28 protein-coding genes are annotated in these 17,713 nt (G+C 62.2%); 7 read left to right on the top strand and 21 right to left on the bottom strand.

The annotated features are described in order from the left end of the window. Positions 1–843: 843 nt before the first annotated feature. The 21 genes from ACTUWL_RS26170 to ACTUWL_RS26070 form a co-directional block, all read right to left on the bottom strand. Positions 844–1,491 (bottom strand): hypothetical protein, encoded by a 648-nt coding sequence (locus ACTUWL_RS26170; RefSeq protein ID WP_030529705.1) that lies wholly within the window; start codon positions 1,489–1,491, stop codon positions 844–846. 12 nt (positions 1,492–1,503) lie between these two features. Continuing rightward, on the bottom strand, positions 1,504–2,115 hold the full coding sequence (locus tag ACTUWL_RS26165; protein ID WP_159183298.1) for a hypothetical protein: 612 nt from the start codon (positions 2,113–2,115) through the stop codon (positions 1,504–1,506). Between the two features lie 67 nt (positions 2,116–2,182). Beyond that, a complete protein-coding gene (locus tag ACTUWL_RS26160) occupies positions 2,183–2,368 on the bottom strand; it encodes a hypothetical protein (protein ID WP_030529703.1) in 186 nt (61 codons plus the stop codon). A 210-nt stretch (positions 2,369–2,578) separates the two neighbouring features. Next, the gene (locus ACTUWL_RS26155; RefSeq protein ID WP_050513935.1) at positions 2,579–3,127 is read right to left on the bottom strand and encodes a hypothetical protein; all 549 of its coding nucleotides are present in this window, start codon (positions 3,125–3,127) and stop codon (positions 2,579–2,581) included. A 3-nt stretch (positions 3,128–3,130) separates the two neighbouring features. Beyond that, the gene (locus ACTUWL_RS26150; RefSeq protein WP_152922249.1) at positions 3,131–3,274 is read right to left on the bottom strand and encodes a hypothetical protein; all 144 of its coding nucleotides are present in this window, start codon (positions 3,272–3,274) and stop codon (positions 3,131–3,133) included. A 14-nt stretch (positions 3,275–3,288) separates the two neighbouring features. After that, a complete protein-coding gene (locus ACTUWL_RS26145) occupies positions 3,289–3,420 on the bottom strand; it encodes a hypothetical protein (protein ID WP_257797618.1) in 132 nt (43 codons plus the stop codon). Next, positions 3,420–4,064 carry a hypothetical protein gene (locus ACTUWL_RS26140; protein WP_030529701.1) on the bottom strand — a complete coding sequence of 215 codons (645 nt, stop codon included), beginning with the start codon at positions 4,062–4,064 and terminating at the stop codon, positions 3,420–3,422. Before ACTUWL_RS26140 ends, ACTUWL_RS26145 begins: the two co-directional genes overlap by 1 nt. Then, positions 4,064–4,399: a hypothetical protein gene (locus ACTUWL_RS26135; protein WP_112921568.1), complete on the bottom strand. Its 336-nt coding sequence runs from the start codon at positions 4,397–4,399 to the stop codon at positions 4,064–4,066. Before ACTUWL_RS26135 ends, ACTUWL_RS26140 begins: the two co-directional genes overlap by 1 nt. A 710-nt stretch (positions 4,400–5,109) precedes the next feature. Further along, positions 5,110–5,316, bottom strand: coding sequence for a hypothetical protein (locus ACTUWL_RS26130; RefSeq protein ID WP_030529699.1), 207 nt, complete (start codon positions 5,314–5,316; stop codon positions 5,110–5,112). An 11-nt stretch (positions 5,317–5,327) separates the two neighbouring features. Then, a complete protein-coding gene (locus tag ACTUWL_RS26125; RefSeq protein WP_030529698.1) occupies positions 5,328–5,840 on the bottom strand; it encodes a hypothetical protein in 513 nt (170 codons plus the stop codon). A gap of 11 nt (positions 5,841–5,851) precedes the next feature. Continuing rightward, positions 5,852–6,151 (bottom strand): hypothetical protein, encoded by a 300-nt coding sequence (locus ACTUWL_RS26120; RefSeq protein ID WP_096772854.1) that lies wholly within the window; start codon positions 6,149–6,151, stop codon positions 5,852–5,854. 120 nt (positions 6,152–6,271) lie between these two features. Beyond that, a complete protein-coding gene (locus ACTUWL_RS26115) occupies positions 6,272–6,541 on the bottom strand; it encodes a hypothetical protein (RefSeq protein ID WP_096772853.1) in 270 nt (89 codons plus the stop codon). Positions 6,542–6,550: 9 nt separating this feature from the next. Next, entirely contained in the window at positions 6,551–8,866 is a 2,316-nt protein-coding gene (locus ACTUWL_RS26110) for an AAA family ATPase (protein ID WP_031027987.1), read from the bottom strand. A 188-nt stretch (positions 8,867–9,054) separates the two neighbouring features. Beyond that, a complete protein-coding gene (locus ACTUWL_RS26105; protein ID WP_031027988.1) occupies positions 9,055–9,681 on the bottom strand; it encodes a hypothetical protein in 627 nt (208 codons plus the stop codon). A 9-nt stretch (positions 9,682–9,690) separates the two neighbouring features. After that, positions 9,691–10,110, bottom strand: a complete 420-nt coding sequence (locus ACTUWL_RS26100; RefSeq protein ID WP_031027990.1) for a hypothetical protein — start codon at positions 10,108–10,110, stop codon at positions 9,691–9,693. Continuing rightward, positions 10,107–10,373: a hypothetical protein gene (locus tag ACTUWL_RS26095; protein WP_030529812.1), complete on the bottom strand. Its 267-nt coding sequence runs from the start codon at positions 10,371–10,373 to the stop codon at positions 10,107–10,109. The genes ACTUWL_RS26100 and ACTUWL_RS26095 overlap by 4 nt, the downstream gene beginning before the upstream one ends. A gap of 3 nt (positions 10,374–10,376) precedes the next feature. Then, on the bottom strand, positions 10,377–10,853 hold the full coding sequence (locus tag ACTUWL_RS26090; RefSeq protein WP_030529811.1) for a hypothetical protein: 477 nt from the start codon (positions 10,851–10,853) through the stop codon (positions 10,377–10,379). A gap of 88 nt (positions 10,854–10,941) precedes the next feature. Then, entirely contained in the window at positions 10,942–11,085 is a 144-nt protein-coding gene (locus tag ACTUWL_RS26085; RefSeq protein ID WP_157577736.1) for a hypothetical protein, read from the bottom strand. Between the two features lies 1 nt (position 11,086). Next, positions 11,087–11,422, bottom strand: coding sequence for a hypothetical protein (locus ACTUWL_RS26080; RefSeq protein ID WP_030529764.1), 336 nt, complete (start codon positions 11,420–11,422; stop codon positions 11,087–11,089). A 74-nt stretch (positions 11,423–11,496) separates the two neighbouring features. Continuing rightward, positions 11,497–11,901, bottom strand: a complete 405-nt coding sequence (locus ACTUWL_RS26075; protein ID WP_030529765.1) for a hypothetical protein — start codon at positions 11,899–11,901, stop codon at positions 11,497–11,499. Between the two features lie 84 nt (positions 11,902–11,985). Beyond that, a complete protein-coding gene (locus ACTUWL_RS26070; protein WP_050513936.1) occupies positions 11,986–13,203 on the bottom strand; it encodes a DUF932 domain-containing protein in 1,218 nt (405 codons plus the stop codon). A gap of 187 nt (positions 13,204–13,390) precedes the next feature. On the opposite strand from ACTUWL_RS26070, the gene ACTUWL_RS26065 reads away from it, so the two are divergent. The 7 genes from ACTUWL_RS26065 (at position 13,391) to ACTUWL_RS26035 (ending at position 17,698) form a co-directional block, all read left to right on the top strand. Continuing rightward, positions 13,391–13,864 (top strand): hypothetical protein, encoded by a 474-nt coding sequence (locus tag ACTUWL_RS26065; protein ID WP_030529767.1) that lies wholly within the window; start codon positions 13,391–13,393, stop codon positions 13,862–13,864. Positions 13,865–13,881: 17 nt separating this feature from the next. Continuing rightward, positions 13,882–14,397 carry a hypothetical protein gene (locus tag ACTUWL_RS26060; RefSeq protein WP_030529768.1) on the top strand — a complete coding sequence of 172 codons (516 nt, stop codon included), beginning with the start codon at positions 13,882–13,884 and terminating at the stop codon, positions 14,395–14,397. Next, positions 14,390–14,776, top strand: a complete 387-nt coding sequence (locus ACTUWL_RS26055; protein WP_096772449.1) for a hypothetical protein — start codon at positions 14,390–14,392, stop codon at positions 14,774–14,776. Before ACTUWL_RS26060 ends, ACTUWL_RS26055 begins: the two co-directional genes overlap by 8 nt. Before the next feature lie 149 nt (positions 14,777–14,925). Further along, entirely contained in the window at positions 14,926–16,167 is a 1,242-nt protein-coding gene (locus tag ACTUWL_RS26050) for an SNF2-related protein (RefSeq protein ID WP_157852807.1), read from the top strand. Between the two features lie 50 nt (positions 16,168–16,217). Beyond that, entirely contained in the window at positions 16,218–16,742 is a 525-nt protein-coding gene (locus ACTUWL_RS26045) for a hypothetical protein (protein WP_030529771.1), read from the top strand. A gap of 51 nt (positions 16,743–16,793) precedes the next feature. After that, positions 16,794–17,309, top strand: coding sequence for a hypothetical protein (locus ACTUWL_RS26040; protein WP_030529772.1), 516 nt, complete (start codon positions 16,794–16,796; stop codon positions 17,307–17,309). Positions 17,310–17,380: 71 nt separating this feature from the next. Next, positions 17,381–17,698 carry a hypothetical protein gene (locus ACTUWL_RS26035; RefSeq protein WP_112921569.1) on the top strand — a complete coding sequence of 106 codons (318 nt, stop codon included), beginning with the start codon at positions 17,381–17,383 and terminating at the stop codon, positions 17,696–17,698. Positions 17,699–17,713: the final 15 nt, after the last annotated feature.

Below are 17,713 nucleotides of genomic sequence, written 5' to 3'. Positions count from 1 at the left end.
CAACCCGCCCCAATGGTACGAAATACCGGGCGACGGATTGAGCGCATGGGCGCGCGCCTAATGCGATCCTAGAGGCATGTTGCACTTTTATCGAAATGCCACACCGCGTTTTCGGCCGAGTGGCCGCGCATACCTCGGCGATTGTGGCTTTTGAGCACTGACGAGATCGCACTGTCATCAATCCGCCCAACTGCGATTTTGGCGATCTCCAAAACCAACATGCTCTCGAAAAAAAATTTTTCCGCGCGTGCGTGCGCGTGCTCGCGCGAGCGGACGGGTTGCGACCCGCGACGGGGTATTCGACACGTCGCTCCCGCCAGCGCCGTATCTACTCATCGTCGCGGGTCGCACAGAGCCAGGAGAGCATGACCCCCGTCTGCTCGTATCCTGGCGAGCCAATCGCTTGGCTCCACGCGCCTCAACGCGTGCTGTTTGGGTGAGCGGCATGGATCGTGAAGCGCATCGTTCATAACGGTGATGCACAGCTCGTTTGGGGTATGAGCTGATGATCCCTGTGAGCGCAGTTCTCTCGCCCTTGATCCATGCCACTCAGCTCGTTTCGCAGAACGTGAATTTTTGGTTTTTCGTTCTGCGAATTTTCGTTTTCTCGTTCTGAGAAAAGTCGTTCAGAGGGGGTATCGAATTGCACGGGGATGGCGAGGCCGCACCGACCTTCATATGGCGGGTGCCCTCACCTTGCCTGCTATTCCCCGAATAGCGCCCATCCGCGACACGGCGCTGACCTAGCGCATAGTGGATGGCCCTGAACACACGTGACGCACGCGGCCGTGGTCTACGGCAACGCCTTTATGGTCAGAGGCATGAGGGGCTCTTGTCTGTGTATCAGGCCAGGTTGTTGAGCTGCGCAGCGTCGAACTGCGCGAACACGTCCTTCAACCAGCTTCGCGTGTAGCCGCGCAGCACGAAGGACGCCTGGCTTCCGATGAAGTCGTGGAACGGTTGCGCGACCGCGTCGACGGCCTTCGCCGCTTCCCCATCCAGCCGGGGAATGTTGAGCGCGCCAGCCGGTACATCGTACGCGGTGTCGTCGATATGGTTCGCGAGCACAACGTGCTTCGATCCTGCGAGCGCTGCCATCACGGGCTTGATCTCGTCGAGCGATTGCGTCGCAGGACCGACGACATGCAGCACAGTGATGCGCAGCTTGTTCTGCTTCGCCGCGTCGAAGAAGCCGACAACGTCGAGCGTCTTCAGCGTGGGCGACAACAGACCGGCGCACACGTCGACGACGGTCACCTGGGTCGATGCCAGGTCGTCGAACACCTTGACCTGATCGGTCGACTTGGTGATGTCCACGATCTGCGCGCGGCCAGGAAAGAAACGTTGCAGGCCGCCGCTCGGGGATTGCGTGTCGAACGCGCGGAAGTCGATGCCGTTGGCACCGTAGTAGCCGAGCAGTGCGCGGCTCAGCATGGTCTTGCCGACGCCACCTTTGTCAGCGCCGACGAATACCAGATGCGGGATGTTCATGGGGGTCTCCGGTTATGTGCCGCTCGCCGCTTTCGCGCGGATCACGGCTTGTTCGAGTTCGTGCATGAGCACCGGCCCCAACTGCGTCGGGATCGCCGAAGCAATGTGGTACGTGCTCGGGTTGCCGGGCCGGATCATTTCCTTCGGGATGATCGGACCCCACAATGTTCTGATCTTGCCGCTCTTGTTGTGCTTCCCGATACGCTTGACGATCTCGGTGGCACCGTTCTTGAAGCGGATAACGAACGCACCCTTGAAGCGCTGCGAGCGATTCCAAGGCTTGGCGCTCGGGTTCTTCTTGCCTGGCGTCAGCGACCGCGCGAAGTCGCTCACCTTCATCGCCTTGTCGCTCGCAACGATGCGATAGAACAGGCGATTGGGATGCGCGCGATCTGCGTGAACCGCTTTCATCACGCGTCCGTACTTCGCACCCGTCGTTTGGACGAGGTCGCGACGAACAGCCGTGAGCAGCTTGTCGCCGAGCTTGTTGATCGCGTTGTAGAGCGCGCGGTGTTTGACCTCGTCGCCGTACACGTTGAACGCCACGGTGAGGCGCTTCATCGCGTCGGTCAAGTCGACATAGATCACGCCGCCATGTGACTGCGTGTATGCCGACGCGGGCATCGGCCCCTGTGACGCGCGGTATATCTTCGTGGGGCCGGTGTAGTTCGTTTGCGTACCGGCCATCATCTCACCTTGAAGGCGGGCGCTTCATCAGCGTCGAGCGCCCCACGCTGCGCGCGATGTTGCGCGCGTCGAGCTGCAACGTCTTCACGAAGCGTTGCGCGTTCTGACGAGCGGCGTCGAAGTTGCCGGTGCGAACGTTCTTGATCGCCTGCGCCGTGAGATCGCGGCGCTTTCCGCAGTTGCATCCCATGACGGGCTCCTAGTGGAAACGCGAAACCCCGACGCACTGAAGCGCCGGGGTTCGGAATGTCGGCCAAGGCCGGGGTCGGTTCAGACTAGGCGATGCCGGGTAACTCTCGTTCCGGCCCCTCGCCCATTTGTCCGTATGGGGAAAATAGGCAGTTGACATCCCAACGTCAACTTTTTCCCCTCACAAACTTCCCTCGGCCGGCTTGTCAGGTCACGCTGCTGACAATCCCTTTTGGATCAAGGACTTGGTCCGCAATCCGTGCATCAGCGAGGCCAGGTTCCGCTTGAGATCGGCCTGGGTGCCGTTGTTGTCGACCACGTAATCGCACATCCAGGGCTCGATTGTGAGGGACGTGCGGGGCTCGCGGTATTCGAGGCGCTCGCACGCGTCGATCCAAATCGAGATGTCGAACACGCTGGCGTTCCGCAGGGCGTGAAACTCGCGGGCGTTCCTGTTGCCGACGTAGAGATCGTACTTCGCGAAGATCGCGCGACCCAACTTCGTGAGATCGGCCGCATTGCTCTCGGCGATCAGATTGAACCACGTCGAGCGCTCGTTCGCGCGGTCATCGTAGCACTCTTGCGCCGAGGCATACTTGCCGGGGTACTTCTCGCAGAAGTACGGAAACACGACACGCTCTGCCATGAACCAGCTCGACGAGACGAACGTCGCGCCATAGTGATCGCGCAGAATTTCAGCGGCAGTGTCTTTGCCGTGTCGGCCATGACCGACCACCATCATGCGGTACGGGAAAAGCATGGATCAGAATCCGAACATGCGGTAGAGGTCGTATCCGCGACCCTGCTTGCAGACCTGGGTCCGCAGATAGCCTGCTCGAGTCTTGATGTTCGTGTCGACAAAGGGGATCGACATGATCGTGCAGAACAGCTCGTCGAGTGTCTTCAATGGTGGTCTCCGGGTTAGTGGATGAAGCAGAGGGCGAAGAGCAGGACTTGAAGAACGATCAGTCCTGCGGCGAACGCGACCGTTTTGACAAAGCGCTGCGTGGCGACCATGTCGTCGAGATCGCGGGCGTATCCAGACCAGCGCATCAGCGTCGGCGTCCCTTGCGGTTGGCGCGGCCTTCGTTCTTGCGTTCGCGCTCTTGCCGCAGATACAGCGCGAAGTCGGGGTTGATGTTCTCGTACACGTCGACCAGGCGATGCAGCGCGTAGCGGACCATGATGCCAGCCTGCTCGGGCGACCATCGCCATCGCTGCGCAATGGTGCCGACCGTGTGTTCGCGGATGAGCAGATCGCGGAGCAGCTCGCGTTGGACGCGGTCGAGTTGATCGTCGACACGCTTCAGCGCGAACGCCGCGTTCAGCATGCGGTCGCTCGGGTCCTTCGGCGCTCCGCCGCAATCGCCCTTCGAGTGCATGCGTCCGCCGTTGATGCCCTCTTGGTCGAGCATGCGGCGATCCTCCGGCGAGAGAGGCACGGCCATCATCAGGTGATTGATCGTCGCCATCGTGTTCGAGCCGACCGGCGAGATCGCGAAGTAGTCGCCAGCGTAGTATTCGGCCGCCATGAACTGCGCGTCGCTGATCTTGTCCTTCACGCGATAGCGCAGATAGTCGATGGGACGGCCGTAGTCCTTGCGGGTCGCCAGGGCGACGCCCTCGGCGGTGCGGACGCGGACCAGCACGGAGTCGGGATCGGTGCCGTCGAGCACGGCGCGCATCGGATCGGTCATCAGAGGCGATTGTCCGTGTCTGCCGGGGGCTCGGCGGCGTCCACGACCGCCTCGTACTGCTTCAGCTCTTCGGACGCGTTCGCCAGGGCGGGGCAGCGGTCGCAGTATTCCGAGTTGAGGCGCGCAACGCGTGCGTGCTCTTCGAGCGCCGCTTCGATCACGTCCGCGCTGCCGCTCACGAAGACGACCTCACGGTTCTCGAAGGTGATGGCGGTGTTCTGCCGCATCTCGCCGGTCTCGCGATCTGACCGCTCGTAGCCGACCATAGACACGATCAGCTCGGGTCGCCGGATCACGACCGGGTTCCCTTTCGGTGTGGTGAATTGGATGGACAAACGGATTGCCTCGATGTTGGGGGTACGGTAGGTCTGTAACCTCCCATTCCTCACACCGTCAATTAAATCTCCCTCCCTGGCTGAACGACTGACCGACTGAGAGGCCGAACGCCTGACCGCCTCACAGCCACCCGCTGAGAGCCTGACCGCCTGACCGGCCTCCCAGGACCACCAGCCGCCCCGGCTCAACGCCTGGCCTCGGCATCAGGGCTCCACGGCCCCACAGCAACGGAGAGCACGATCAGATCGGGGAGACCCTCCGCCGCTCAGACGGTCAGACCCTCCATCAAACCTACCCTCCGCCCTCCCCCTAAAGGGGGAAGGGCCGGAAGGTCGGAAGGTTTGAAGGTTTCAGATCGGAAGGTACGGAAGGTTTAAAGTCGGAAGGTCATCGACCGATTATGCTTTCAGATCAATACGTTGCCGCGATTGTAAACCTTCCGCTCGCGCCGATTTTGACCTTCCGATATCGGTAACCTTCCAAACCTTCCACCGGAAGGCCGGAAGGTCAAAGTGCTTTTTTTGTTGTTTATCAATACGTTAAACGAAATGACGACCTTCCGACCTTCCACTAAACCTTCCGGATTGGAGGGTCTAATGGAAGGTCATCGGAAGGTCGTTCAGGCCTTGGCGAGCTGGATGAAGCACCAGATCGCGAGCGCGCCAGGGATGGCGAGGCCGAGGGCGAAGAGAGCCAGGAGCGCCATCGGTCAGGCCTTGTCGGCGGTCAGGCGCTCGGCCCAAGCCACCTTGTGGCGCTTGCCGCTCAGCGTGACGTGGGTGGTTCGGGCGGTGGGCTTGTGGACCTGCCACCACATCCAATGACCGATCCGGTCTGTGCAGGCCTCATCGCGGTACGCGACGACGTTGTTGCCTTCGCTGCCAGGCTCCCGGCGCAGGTAGACAGTGGTCTCCATGTTGTCCTCCCTCAAGAGCGCGTGGCGTCGACCCACAGGGCCACGGAGACCCGCGTGAGCACGTAGATGAGCATGGGGATCGAGAGCCCCAGGATGCAGGCCGAGGCGATCACCGGCCAGCCGGTCGCGACGCTGGCGAACGCGTAGGCGTTCATGCAGGCGGACACGATGAGGGTGCCGATGATAGTGGGGCCTGCCCACGTCATGATCGCCTTGCGGAGCGATTCGGTCGTCGTGCAGAGCTGGCCGAGTTCGAGCGCGATGAAGCCGAGGTCGATGCCGACGGCCATAGCCCAGGCGTGCGCAGGATCGCTGTGGGTGAGCGCGCCGATCCCGGCCGCAAGATGGGAGAGCGAGAGTCCCATCAGCACCAGGGCGACGCCTGCGGTGCCATAGGACGTGTAGCGCTGGCGGGTGAGCTTGCGCTTCCAGGCGGCGCTGCGGACGGGAGGGGTGGAAGGCGCAGGCTTGTCGGCCTTCGGCCGTCTGGCGGGCTTCGGGAGCGCGGTGACGGTGGCGTTCATTGGTGTCTCCCTTAATCGAAGATTATCATGGAGGGGCGGCTTTCGACGCCGTCCATCTTGGCCTGAATGTCCGGATCGGTGAACTTCAGGGTTTTGATGTCGAGATGACCGAAGTCGGAGAGCACCTTTACGGGAAACTCTTCGATCTGCCACGCGTGAAGATCGGCGAGGCGCTTTCCGTTCTCCAAATAGCAGCGGGGGTGAGCGTAGTGGCGCGTCCCGTATTTAACCATCGGGCCTTTCCACTTTTCGCAGAAGCGGCATGTCGTCATTGGCGTTTGTCCTTTCGGGTTGGCAATGTCAGATGACATACCTTACCGCCTCACACCCGTCAAGGGGTTACGCCTCTTGACACGTCGGGCAACTCACGGGTTCAATATCACCATCGCGAGACGCATACGAAAAAGCCGCCCCGAAGGGCGGCTATCGTTTTAGTATTTGTCCCAACACTCACAGTTCGCCGCGCGAGTGCCAGGCGGCCCGTTGCACTTCCAATACGGCGGACAAACCACTTCAGGCGGCGGCCGTTTGTCGTCCTTGGTGCAGAACGCTATCAAGGGCTCCGCAGTCAGAACGATGACCGCGATCACCGCGTAGAATATCCAGAACACCCGGAGGACCGGATCGTTGAGCGCGGCGTTGAGCGAGTTGCGCGGCAGGCTGACGATATCCTGCTTCAGTCGACGTTGATATTCGTTCACGGTGGTCTCCTATGATCGGGGTTTGAACACAAGCATGCTCGGCTTGCCTCGTTGCGTCACGTAATGCAGCGATCCGTTCGCCTCGGGCACGAAGCGCTTGACCTCGTCGCCGCCGAACACACGGCGCTTGAACGCCCTGGCGTAGTTGTCCGGCCCGGCCTCGTCGTAGATGTCCTGCATCGCCTTCACTTCGAGGCGCACCATCTCGGCGTCGGCGTGGACCTCTTTGCCGACGAGCTTGCCGATCTTCTGCACGGCCTTGATGATCTTCGCGCAGAGCTTCAAGCGGCTGTTGTCGTCGGAGCGATTCACTTCGGGCGTCAACTCGTCCTTGGTTGTGGGGGCCTCTTCGTCGACGACGCCGAACGCGGAGCCCTCGGACGGCTTGTCCTCGACCTCGACCACGACCATTGATGTAACGGGGTTGCCCCACTTGTTCTTGCCTAGCTCGACCTCTTCAAGCTTGAACTCGAAGCGGCCTGACTTCCCCGAGTCGCGCATCTTCGGCATGATGATCGCCGAGTGGCTCTTATGCTTGAGCGAGAGCCCGTGCTTCTTCTTGGCCTGGTCGGCGTTGACGATCTCAAGGTTGAAGTCGACATCGGCGAAGATCGCCGAGCTGCCGCGCGCACCGAGCGACGTGTCCTTGCCGGAGTGGTGAACGATGATGATGCAGATGTCTAACTCGACGGCCAGCTCGCGGAGCATATCGAGGATCGGCTGCATCTCGCGCGCCGAGCTTTCCTCGGCACCCGCTACGGCCTTCGCGAACGTGTCGAGGAACAACAGACCGACTGAAAGCCCCTCGCCTTCAAGCATCGCGTTCGCTTCCTTGACGGCCTTGCGCAACGCCCTACGCGCGCCCTTCGGATCGAGCGCGAAGTTCGGAACGCCGTCGCGGAAGATGAGCGCATCGTGCTTGGGCTTGTAGCGGTTCGACCAGGCGAGCGCGCGGCGATTGATGCCGCCGTGGCCTTCGCCGACGCAGTAGAGAACGCCGCACTGTTCGACGTTGCGGCCGAACCACTCCCACCCTTCGGAGAGCTTGCCGCCCATGTGGAATGCACTGAACGTCTTACCGGCATTCGACGGAGCATGAAGCATGCCGACCATACCGCGCGTGCAGATATTCTCGACCATCCAGTTCGGATCGGCGTAGATCGCGACACCAGACATGCGGCGCAGCGTGCCCTTCGGCTTGGCGGCCTTCTCGGCTTCCTTCTCTGCGGCGACCTCGCGCTCGTACTCGGAGTCTTCGTCATCGTCGACGACAGCGCCGAACGCCTCGCCGGTCGACGCCTTGCTGAGACCCTGGTTCTTCAGCCACTCGCGAGCGGTCTGCCGGTTGTCGTATTCGCCGGAGCGCGGCTTGCTGTCGACGAACTCGCCAGCACCCTCGAAGGCCAGGAAGAACGACGCCAGGTGTTCGGGCGGCATCTGCGGCCACTCGCGCATGACGTGGCGCGCAGCCTTGAAGCGGTTGTCGGAGCAGTCGTCGCCGGGCTCGTTGTAGAGCGACTTGAACTCGCTGTTCTCGGCTTGCAGCTTGTCGAAGTCATACTCGCCGAGCGGCGCGCACAGCTCTTCCCATTCGGGAATGTCCGCCTCGTCGATCTGCTTGATGATCTCGCGCTCTTTGGAGATGGGGATATCTTCCCCCACTTCCGCCGAGGACGTGCCGATCAGCTCGACGATGTAATCAGGGAGCGGCGGGATCGTGCCGTTGGTGTAGGCTTCGATGAACGCCTTGAGCGCGGCCTGGTCTCCGTAGCGCTTGCCGTCCTCACGGAGCGAGCCAGGCGCAACGAACTGACCGCCGCGCCCTCGCACGTCGCAGCCGTACTGCTTCTTGAGCGCGCCAGCGCTATTCGTGAAGGCGTTGTCGGGATCGCTGAAGATGTAGTGGCGGCCACCCGATTGTGTCGTGATGATCTGCGTGCCTTCGGGCACGCCGCCGTGCTCGTCGAAGAGCTTGCCGATCAGCTCGGGACCGTTGAACTTGGTGTCGGCGTCGATCACGACCAGGCGCGCAGGCCCGCACGCTACGGACGGAACCGCATCTTGGTTCGGGTGACGCCACATGCGCTTGACGATGTCGGGATCGGTCGTCGCGCCGACGAAGACTGTGAGCTGCTTGTTCCCTTCCTCGCGTGCCTGCTCGATAGCGGCTTCGCGATCCTCGGGTTTTATCTCGGTGTCTCTGCGATTGTAGAGCTTGACCAGCGGCACCTTTCCACTGGACGGGAACACGGGGATGCCGTTGCGCGCGAGCAACATCGCGTTGTGCTTGTTCTGTACGCGGCGCGCATCGTCCTGATTTACCATTAGCCTTCCCGTGACGCGGATGTTATTGAGTCGCCGACCGCATTGCTGATTGGCGTTGGCAGCGGTCCCTTTCGGCAGATCGGCCGTATCTGGGTTGGTTCCTAGATACGGCCGATCAGTTAGATTGGGGGTCGTAAGGTGCATGTCATCTCACGCGCCTTACAAGCCTGTCAATTAAATAGCCCCGCTTAGACGTGAGCCGCCGCCCGTCCCCTCTCGTTGGTCGGCTTCTCTCTATATCTTGCCACCGCTGCGAGCGCGTTGTGCTTCGCCCACAGGAACTTCGGCCTGCCCTGGCCGGTGTCGTCGACCGCATCGTGCTCCGGCAGCGCGCCGTTGGTGATCCGGTTCTCGACGACCTTGCGCGACATCGACAGCTTGGTCATGAACCATTCGAGGCCCACATATTCGACGCCGGGCAACGGGCCGCCCTTCTCGTCGTCTTTGACGAAGCGGTCGTTCGCGATCCTGTCCGCCTGTGTCTGAACGCCTGAGAGCCTATCGCTGAACGACTTGTGTTCGGCGTAACCCGTAACGAGCGCGGCGGCCGTCTTGCCGGTGAGATCGGCGAGCCGCGTCTGCAACTCCATCGCCAACGCGTCGACCCTGCGACGTTCGGCGCAACCGTTCACGTAGTTCGCTTCGATCTGCGCGAGCAACAGCGCGGCGGTGCCGAGAGTGTTGCGCATGCCGGACGCGAGAGCGAGCAGATCGCCGACCTGCTTCTCCATGTTCTGCATGTTCTCGGTGATCGAGGCGAACATGCGGCGCGTCTTCAGGTCTTGGGTGTATTGATCGGAAGGGTGGAGAGACATGGGATGCTTTCAGTTGGTGGAGTGCGGAGGTTCGTGGGTGGGTCTCGTCGACCACTGCGGGGCCTTCCACGAAACGTGAAGGTTCTGCCCGAAGCAGGTGACGCAGTGGTGGGCCAGCGACGCGGCAACGTCTTGGTCCGGCATGGGCACGTCCTGGGTGGTCCGGCCGACCGCCATAGCGAGCGCACCGGCTCCGACGACGAGACCTTCCATGACGTTGCGCAGGCCGAGCTGCTTGCGCCCTTCGAGGTACGTTTCGAGCGCGGCCTGAACGTCGAGTTGCAGCTTGACCGCGTTCGCGTAGACCAGCGGGTTCTCGTCGGGATGCGCGGCCAGGTGGTCGAGCAACTGTTGGAGGCTGAAGAACGCCTTGGGGTGGGCCGTCAGCGCCGCGAGTGCGTCGAAGGTCTTGCGGTCGATCATCATCATTGATCGGTCCCCAGGCGCACGTCCAACATGCCAGCGCCGTCGCGGACGGTGCGCTGTGCCGGAGGATCGAGGACGTTGATGGCGGCGATCCGCGCAGCTTGGATCAGGTGTTGCCCGAGCTGGTTGGCGGCTTTCGGGTCGAGCGTGGTCGAGTACCCGAGATCATCGTCCTTCAGGACGACGGCCTGGTTGTTGTCCGCTTCGATGCGGATGGTGATCTTGGCACCGAGATCGGTGCTCACTTCGCGTGTGTACTGGCGCATGGATCAGGCCGCCTTCTTCGCCGACGTGGAGGGGGCACCCTTCGCGCTGTTCTTCTTCGACGGCTTGGTGCCCCTGGTGCCGACCGCCGAGACGTGGTTGTTCTTGCGACGCTGCTTCGCCGTCTTCGAGCTGCGGCCGATCAGGTTGCGGCGCGTGTATTCGCGGCGGCGCTTGGTGCAGGCGGCGGTGTCGCGATAGTTGAAGGTCGAGCTTTCGCCGGTCGGGTCACCGTTCGCGTCGAGTGCGACCTTGACGATGGCCGTCTCTTCATTGATGCGGCGCTTGACTTCGGTCAGCGTCACACCGAGCACCTTGCGGTTATGGCCGGGAGACCCGAGCGCATAGACCTTCTTGACCTCGTTCTTCTTCGGCGCTTCGGGCGCGACGCGCGCTGCGATCTGCGCCTTCTGGTCGGCCTTGTCCTTGAGCATCTTGCCGACGTGGTCGACCTTCTGCTTCTTGGCGTTCTGCTTCTTCATGGTGATGCGATCCTTGTAAGGTGACGGAGGTTACAGCGCGGGCGCACGGGTGACGGGAGATGGGATCACCCGTGCGGTAGTTGTTGAATCAGTTGGTGCTGATTACGCGAGAGATCGTCGTGGTCGTGGTGCTCGCCACCACAGTTCGGCCGACCCAGGTGATCGTCCACGCGGTCAAGAAGACCACGCTGAGGCCGATGAAGTGGGCGTCGAGGAAGTCGATGATCCCCATGTTACGCGGCTTCGGCGGTGTCGGTGGTCTTGGCAGACTTGCCGATCTCGTTCGCGATGCCCTTGGTCGACTGCCCGATGAGCCTGAGCAACGTGCTGTCGGTCTCGTTGTCGGCGAACATAGCCAGGGCGGCGATGATGAATGCCTGGTCGAAGAGCATCGCTTTCACGATGTCGCTCTCGACATTGGCGTCACTGAGCTGTTTGACCTCGGTATCGCTCCGCGCCCCGACTGCGACGAGCGCGGCACAGAGGGGCTCGCCAGCCGCCAACAGCGTCTTCTTCAGCGCGGTCAGAATGATGGCGTTGTTTCCGAGAATGGTATTGGCTTCGAGCATAGTAGTCCGTCCTTTTGGTGGCGTGAGGGAATGGCAGCCGTCAGAGCGCCCCGTTCTCTGACGGCCGATAGACGTTACGGCTGCGGCTTCGGCGGCTGCCAGGGCATGGTCGTGACGAACAACCGGCTCTGGAAGGGCTGCGCGAAGACGGTGACTGCGCGGATGGTGTCGATGTCGCTCTCCGCATCGGCCGCGTTGCCGCGACGATCTGCGCCGACGATCAGGCCTTTGCCAGCGAACGGCTGGTGGCCTGTCGCCATGTGAAACCAGCGCTCCGCGTTCTTCATGATGCCCTCGTCGTCGACGAAGATCGCATCGCGCCCCTTGAGGACGCCCGCGTAGGCCGTGGTGAACGTGGTGACCGGCATGCTCTCATGCGACAGCACGCGGTAGTAGGTGTTGATATCGTCCCCGTCGACCTCGACGTGTTCGATCTTACAGGCGAAGGGGTCGATCAGGATGGCTTTGACATTGGGCATCGGCGTGACTTTCGCTTTGTGAGTCGATTGTGAGTCCTGTGAGTCGAGTTAGGTATTTCGACTCACAAGATCAGCGTCAAGGTGCTAGGCGGCGAGGCCGAAAAGCTTGCCACCGAGGGTTTCGAGTTCGACGCGGTCATCAGTATTGGGAAGCTCCCGAGCGATGGCGGTGACGCCTTGGGTCACGTCCCAGATCGTGCGCGCCTTGCGGCCCTCTTCCCTCTCTACGGCTTCGAGGACGGAGCGAGCACGGCTGCGCGAGAGGCCGCGATTGTTGAGCCAGTCTACCATCTCGTCGTCGTCCTGCGCGATCTGCGCGGCCTTGGCGTTCTGTACGGTCTGTACAATCTTCGCGTCTGACGCCTTGGCGTACTCGATCAGGGCGGGCTCGACTTGGCGAATCCATCGCTCCGGTGCGCCCTTGGTATGCGAGATGCGGACGGTTTCGATGTTGTCCGCGCCCCAGATGATGCGGTTGCAGCACACGCCACGGAAGAGGAAGGCCTTGAGCCAGAGCGACGACTTGCCGACCTCGGACTGCGAGATGATGAAGCCGCGATACATCACGTCGTCCATGCCGTCCTTCGTCTTGCCGACGACGATGGGGCGATGCGGATCGGTGAGGAAGATGAACATGTCGCGGTCGCTCATGAAGAGCGTGGTCGTGTCCGTGGTGACCGGGTGGAAGGGGTCGTACATCATGGTCGACCATGACATCATGCCGGGCACGCGCCAGGCCGCGTCGTTCGAGACGCCGTCACCGGCGATCTTGCCCACGGCTTCGATCACTTCGTGGTTCGGGATACGGCCATAGTCGGGGCCGGTAGCCGCTAATAACTGCTTGTCCGACGTGTAGAACTTAGCCTCGGGATTGGAGCGGTTGTTGCGGAGGCCGTACATCACGGCGTCGGCGACGATGGGCGACGGAAGCGTGCGCAGATAGGACGGCGGAGCACCCGCGAGCTGCGAGAGCTGGCCGAACGACCAGTGCGAGAAGTTGAAGCTCTCGAAGCCATCGCCGACGTTCAAACCGACGCGGAGCTTGTTGAAGTCGTCACGAGTCTGCACTTCGGGCGTAAGCAGCTCGACGTTCTTGACCGCTACGACCTTCTCGCGGGAAACAAGGGACTGAGACCTCGCGTGCCTCCACATATCACGGAGAGACAGGAAGCGCTCGTCGGCCGGGCGACGCATCCAGTTCATGGAGGCGTCCATGATGGTGGTGCCCTTGGAAACGTCGACGCGGCCCGCGTTGATCGGCTGAGCGTCGACAGTCTGAGCGAGAGAAACAACGGTATTCATGGCGTTTAGTCCTTTCGGTTGCGTTGGGGCTCCCGCTGTGTGTGTGTCAGGAGCTTGGTAGGAGTTCTACCTGACGATTCTAGCAAACGCAATCCCCTCACGAAGTTATTTTTGGTAGGAGAAAAAGTTGACAGAACTAACACGCCGACCATATGGATCGGTCCAATCGTCAAAGCAGTGGGGAAATATGAAAGCTTATCTTGGGCTCGACCTCGGCACGTACATGGGGTGGGCGCGCACCGACCTGTTCCCTGGGAGCGGAGGGGTCTTCTTATCAGGCGCATGGGACTTCGACATCACCCGGTTTGATGCGCCGCCCGTCCGCTACCAGAAGTTCGAAGTGAAGCTGCGCGAGCACTGCGTGCTCGGGCTCAACATGGTCTTCTACGAAAAGATTCTGCGCCACAAGGGCACGACAGCGGCCCACGTCTACGGCGCATTCCTGAACAAGCTGCATGAGGTCTGCGACGAATACGGCGTTCCGTACATCGGCCTCAGCGTTCAGGAGATCAAGAAGTTCGCCACCGGCAAGGGCGGCGGACCCCAGGCCACCAAGGACAAGATGATCGAGGCCGTCAAGCGTTGGGGCCACAACCCCCAGAGCGACGACGAGGCCGATGCCATCGCGATCCTCAAATGCGGATTGGAGACTAAGCTGTGACTACCGAAACCATTGTGATGACTGACCGCACGCCGGTCTCGTTCTGGAAGAAGATCAACCCGCTCTGGTGGCTGGTCGGTCCCGATGGCTGGAACGTCCCCGACGTGAACAACGGCGAGCCGTACCTGCCGGAAGTGACGAACATCTGGCTCCGCCGCTTCTACTGGTTCATCTGTCGCAACCCGCTGATGAACTTCGTCGGCTACGTCCTCGGCGTCGAGGACAACAACTACCGCGTCGAGGGCACCGCCCCCGTCCTGCTCACCACCTGGCGCGACGCTACGCCGCCGAAGACCGGCTGGAAGTGGGCGCTGCTATGGCCGCAGATTAGCTGGCCCGCGTTGCTCATGGCGATGCTGTGGATCGTGCTCACGTCCTTCCACCCCGTGTTCTACATCCCGTGGGTGTGGGCGATGTTGAAGTTCGCAGGACCCCTGCCCTTCATCTCCTACAACGGCGCGGTCGAGTTCTACATGGGTTGGCGTCCGGCCTCGGGTGGGTTCGGCACAAAGATCGTGCTGCACAATGACTGAGAGCAAGCTGGTAGCCCGACCGCTGACCGAAAAGCAACGCATCGCTCTTCTCGCCGTGGCGCGCGGAGGGATACGCGTGGTCGAGCGCGTCGGTCAACACGGCGCTCAATACTACGAGATGTTGGCCCCTGGTGGTCATCAGATCGGCGGACAGTTCGCGGCGCTCAAGCGTCGCGGCTTCGTCTGTTGGAAGCGAGGCCCTGCGTTGACCATCGCCGGAGCGTTCGAGCTGTACTTCGACGTGTCACTATTGGACTGCCCGGCCGACGCCGACTGCCGCACGACTTGCTGTTGTGGCGACCTTGTCGAGCACCACGGTATGGGCAGCGGCCACAGCCCCGTGCCGATGCACGACTATTATTGCGAAGGCAGAGCGTGAGCATCCGCGAGAACATTGTAGCGCTCGGCTACCTGGCGGTGCCGAGCGGGTGGATCGTGCTGCTCGCCGTCCTGGCTGTCGGGCACTATCTCGGAAAGTGGTGAATGGGTAGAGAGCTTCGTCCATACCAGATCGAGGACGGCAACTACGTGGCGGGTCGCTTCGCCACGCTGATCGGCCATGAGCCTCGCGTCGGTAAGACCAACGTCGCGATCCGTGGCGCAGACTTGGTTGAGGCCAAGCTGGTCGTTATCGTGTGTCCGGCCGCCGTGAAGGAAAGCTGGCGCGAAGCCATCTTGGAGTTTCGCAAGGCGGGGTGGTGGGCCATCATCGTCAGCTACAACAAAGCGCCGAACGTCCTGAAGGTCGTGCGCGGCAAGAAGTACGTGCTGATCGTCGACGAATCGCACTACGCCAAGGATCGCGCGGCGCAGCGCACGAAGGCCGTCTACGGCACGCTGTGCGACAAGATCGGCGGCCTGGCCGAGTATGCGACCAACGTCTTCTGCCTGACCGGCACGCCGATGCCGAACAATCCCACTGAGCTGTGGCCGATGCTCCGCGCGCTCGCCCCGGAGCTGATCGACAACGGGCGCGGCAAGCCGCTGAGCTGGTCCGCCTTCCGCGACAAATACTGCCGCATGGTCAACACGCCGTTCGGCGTGAAGATCGCTGGCTCAAAGAACTACAAAGAGCTGAAGCAGAAGCTTGCAGGCTTCGTGATTCGGCGCACGCGCCAGAGCGTCTTCGGCCGCGACATGCTCCCGCCTACCAAGGTGTTCGTGCGCGCAGGCCAGAAGGAAAAGAAAGAACTCGACGCGCTGATGCAGTCCGAGCAAGGGCGGCTGGTCGCCGAAGCCTTGCAGTCTGCGAACCCGCTCAAGGCGCTCGCGAAGCAGGAGAAGCACGTCGCCGGTCTGCGCCGAACGTTCGGCCTGGCGAAGGTGCCCGGCGTGATCGACCTCGTCACCGAAGAGCTGCGCGGCGATCCCAAGGCGAAGATCGTCCTGTTCGCCTACCATCACGACGTGATCGACGCGATCCGCCAGGGCTTGAAAGAGTTCGGCGTGGAGGCGTTCGACGGCCGCACCACGGACGCGCGGAAGCAACGCATCAAGCAGCGCTTCCAGACCGATCCGGAGTGCCGGGTGGTCGTCGGTCAGCTCACGGCTATGGGTGTCGGTCTCGACTTCAGCGCGGCCGACGACGTGATGTTCGTGGAGCAGTCATGGGTGGGGGACGAGAACGAGCAAGCGCGCTCGCGTATCTTCAACATGAACTCGCCCGAGCCGAAGTTCACGCGCTTCGTTGTGCTGGTGGGATCGCTCGACGAGCAGATCATCGCAGCGTGCGAACGCAAACTGTCCGATACGCGACGGCTATTTAATTGACGAACTTGTAAGGTCTGTGAGATTACACAGACACCAACACGGAGACACCGATGCGGCTTCCCGGTTTCATCACTGACATTCTCTGCGCCAAAGTGTGGAGCGTCATGCAGCGGCGCAAGCCCGACGTTCAGATCGGGCGCGACGAGCGCGGCATTCCCTACATGGAGCGCTGGCACGCGATCAAGCGCAACAGGTTCTTCAACGTCTACCTGCATCTCTACCACCACGACGACGACCGCATCCTGCATTCGCACCCGTGGTGGTCTGTCTCGATCCTGGTCTCCGGCGCGTTGCGCGAGTTCTACACGCGCACGTCGGAAGGTGCGAACCGTCCGGAGCTGCACAAAGCCCGGACGGTTCGCCGAGGCGGCATCGTCTGGCGCAGCGCCGACATGTTTCACCGCCTCGAAGTAGCGGGCAACCGCACCATCACGATCTTCATCACTGGTCCGAAGTTCGCCAAGTCCTGGCACTTCGCCTGCAAGCGCGGCTTGATCCACTGGAAGCAATTCGTCTCAGTGGGTCGCGGCGGACAGGGCTGCGGTGAAGACGACGATTACCCCAAGCGCGCTTGACCTCAGTGTAAGGCGCGTCACCTATCAACCCCCACAGGAGACTACGACTACATGCCGTTCCCGTTCCAGATGACCTTCGGCGGCGCTACCCCCGACGAGCTGAAAGCCAACGTCGCCGCCTGGCTCGGCACCACCAGCACCAAGGCGGTGCTGAGCGGAGCTGAGCAGGCCCGCCTCCGCAGCGACGCCGTCGTCGTTCCGCCCGCTGGCGAGAAGGACAAGACCGAGACCAAGGCCCCGACCGCAGCCGAGAAGAAGGCCGCCGAGAAGGCCGCTGCGAAGAAGAAGGCCGAGGAAGAAGCTGCCGCGAAGGCCGCCGAGGAAGCCGCCAAGGCCGAGACCGACGAGACCGATCCGCTCGACGAAGGCAGCGACGGTGACGAAGCCGAAGCGCTCACGCACGACGACGTGAAGAAGCTGCTCGTCGAAGTGCGCGGCAAGCACCCGCAGGACGCGACCATCGTGTCGAAGCTCGTCGCCGAGCACGGCAAGGCGAAGAAGCTCAGCGATGTCGACGAGGCCCTCCTGCCCGCCATCGCCGCCGCCTGCCGCAAGCTGCTGGCCTGATCCCTTCACCATGACGCCCCGGCCCTTCTTCACAGGGCGGGGCGTCCCCTCACCTTCACGGAGCCCCCCCCATGCGTAACGCAGATAGCTATCGCGGCGCTCGCCGCAACAACGCCCGCCGTGAAGGCTGGCTGAAGAAGTGGCGCAACGGCATGTTTGCCGTCGCCGCCAATGACAAGGCCAAGCTCAACGAGCGCGCTGTCATGGCGAACTCGGCACGCGAGGAAGCCGCCAGGGCGCTCGTCGCCGCTGGCGTCCTGGCGCAGCCGACCGTCGCAACCGCCGCGATGCTCGACTTCTACAGCCGCGTCCCCGCGCCGCGCTCGCGCGTCGTGAACCGCATCATCCGCGATCTGCGGCGGCAGATGCCCGCCGTGCGCGCCGCCTGATCCCCACCACCCACG

The sequence above is a fragment of the Bradyrhizobium sp. WCU1 genome, from assembly GCF_053474805.1.
Note: the sequence above shows the minus strand (reverse complement) of the source record. Positions and strands in the feature narration are given on the sequence as shown.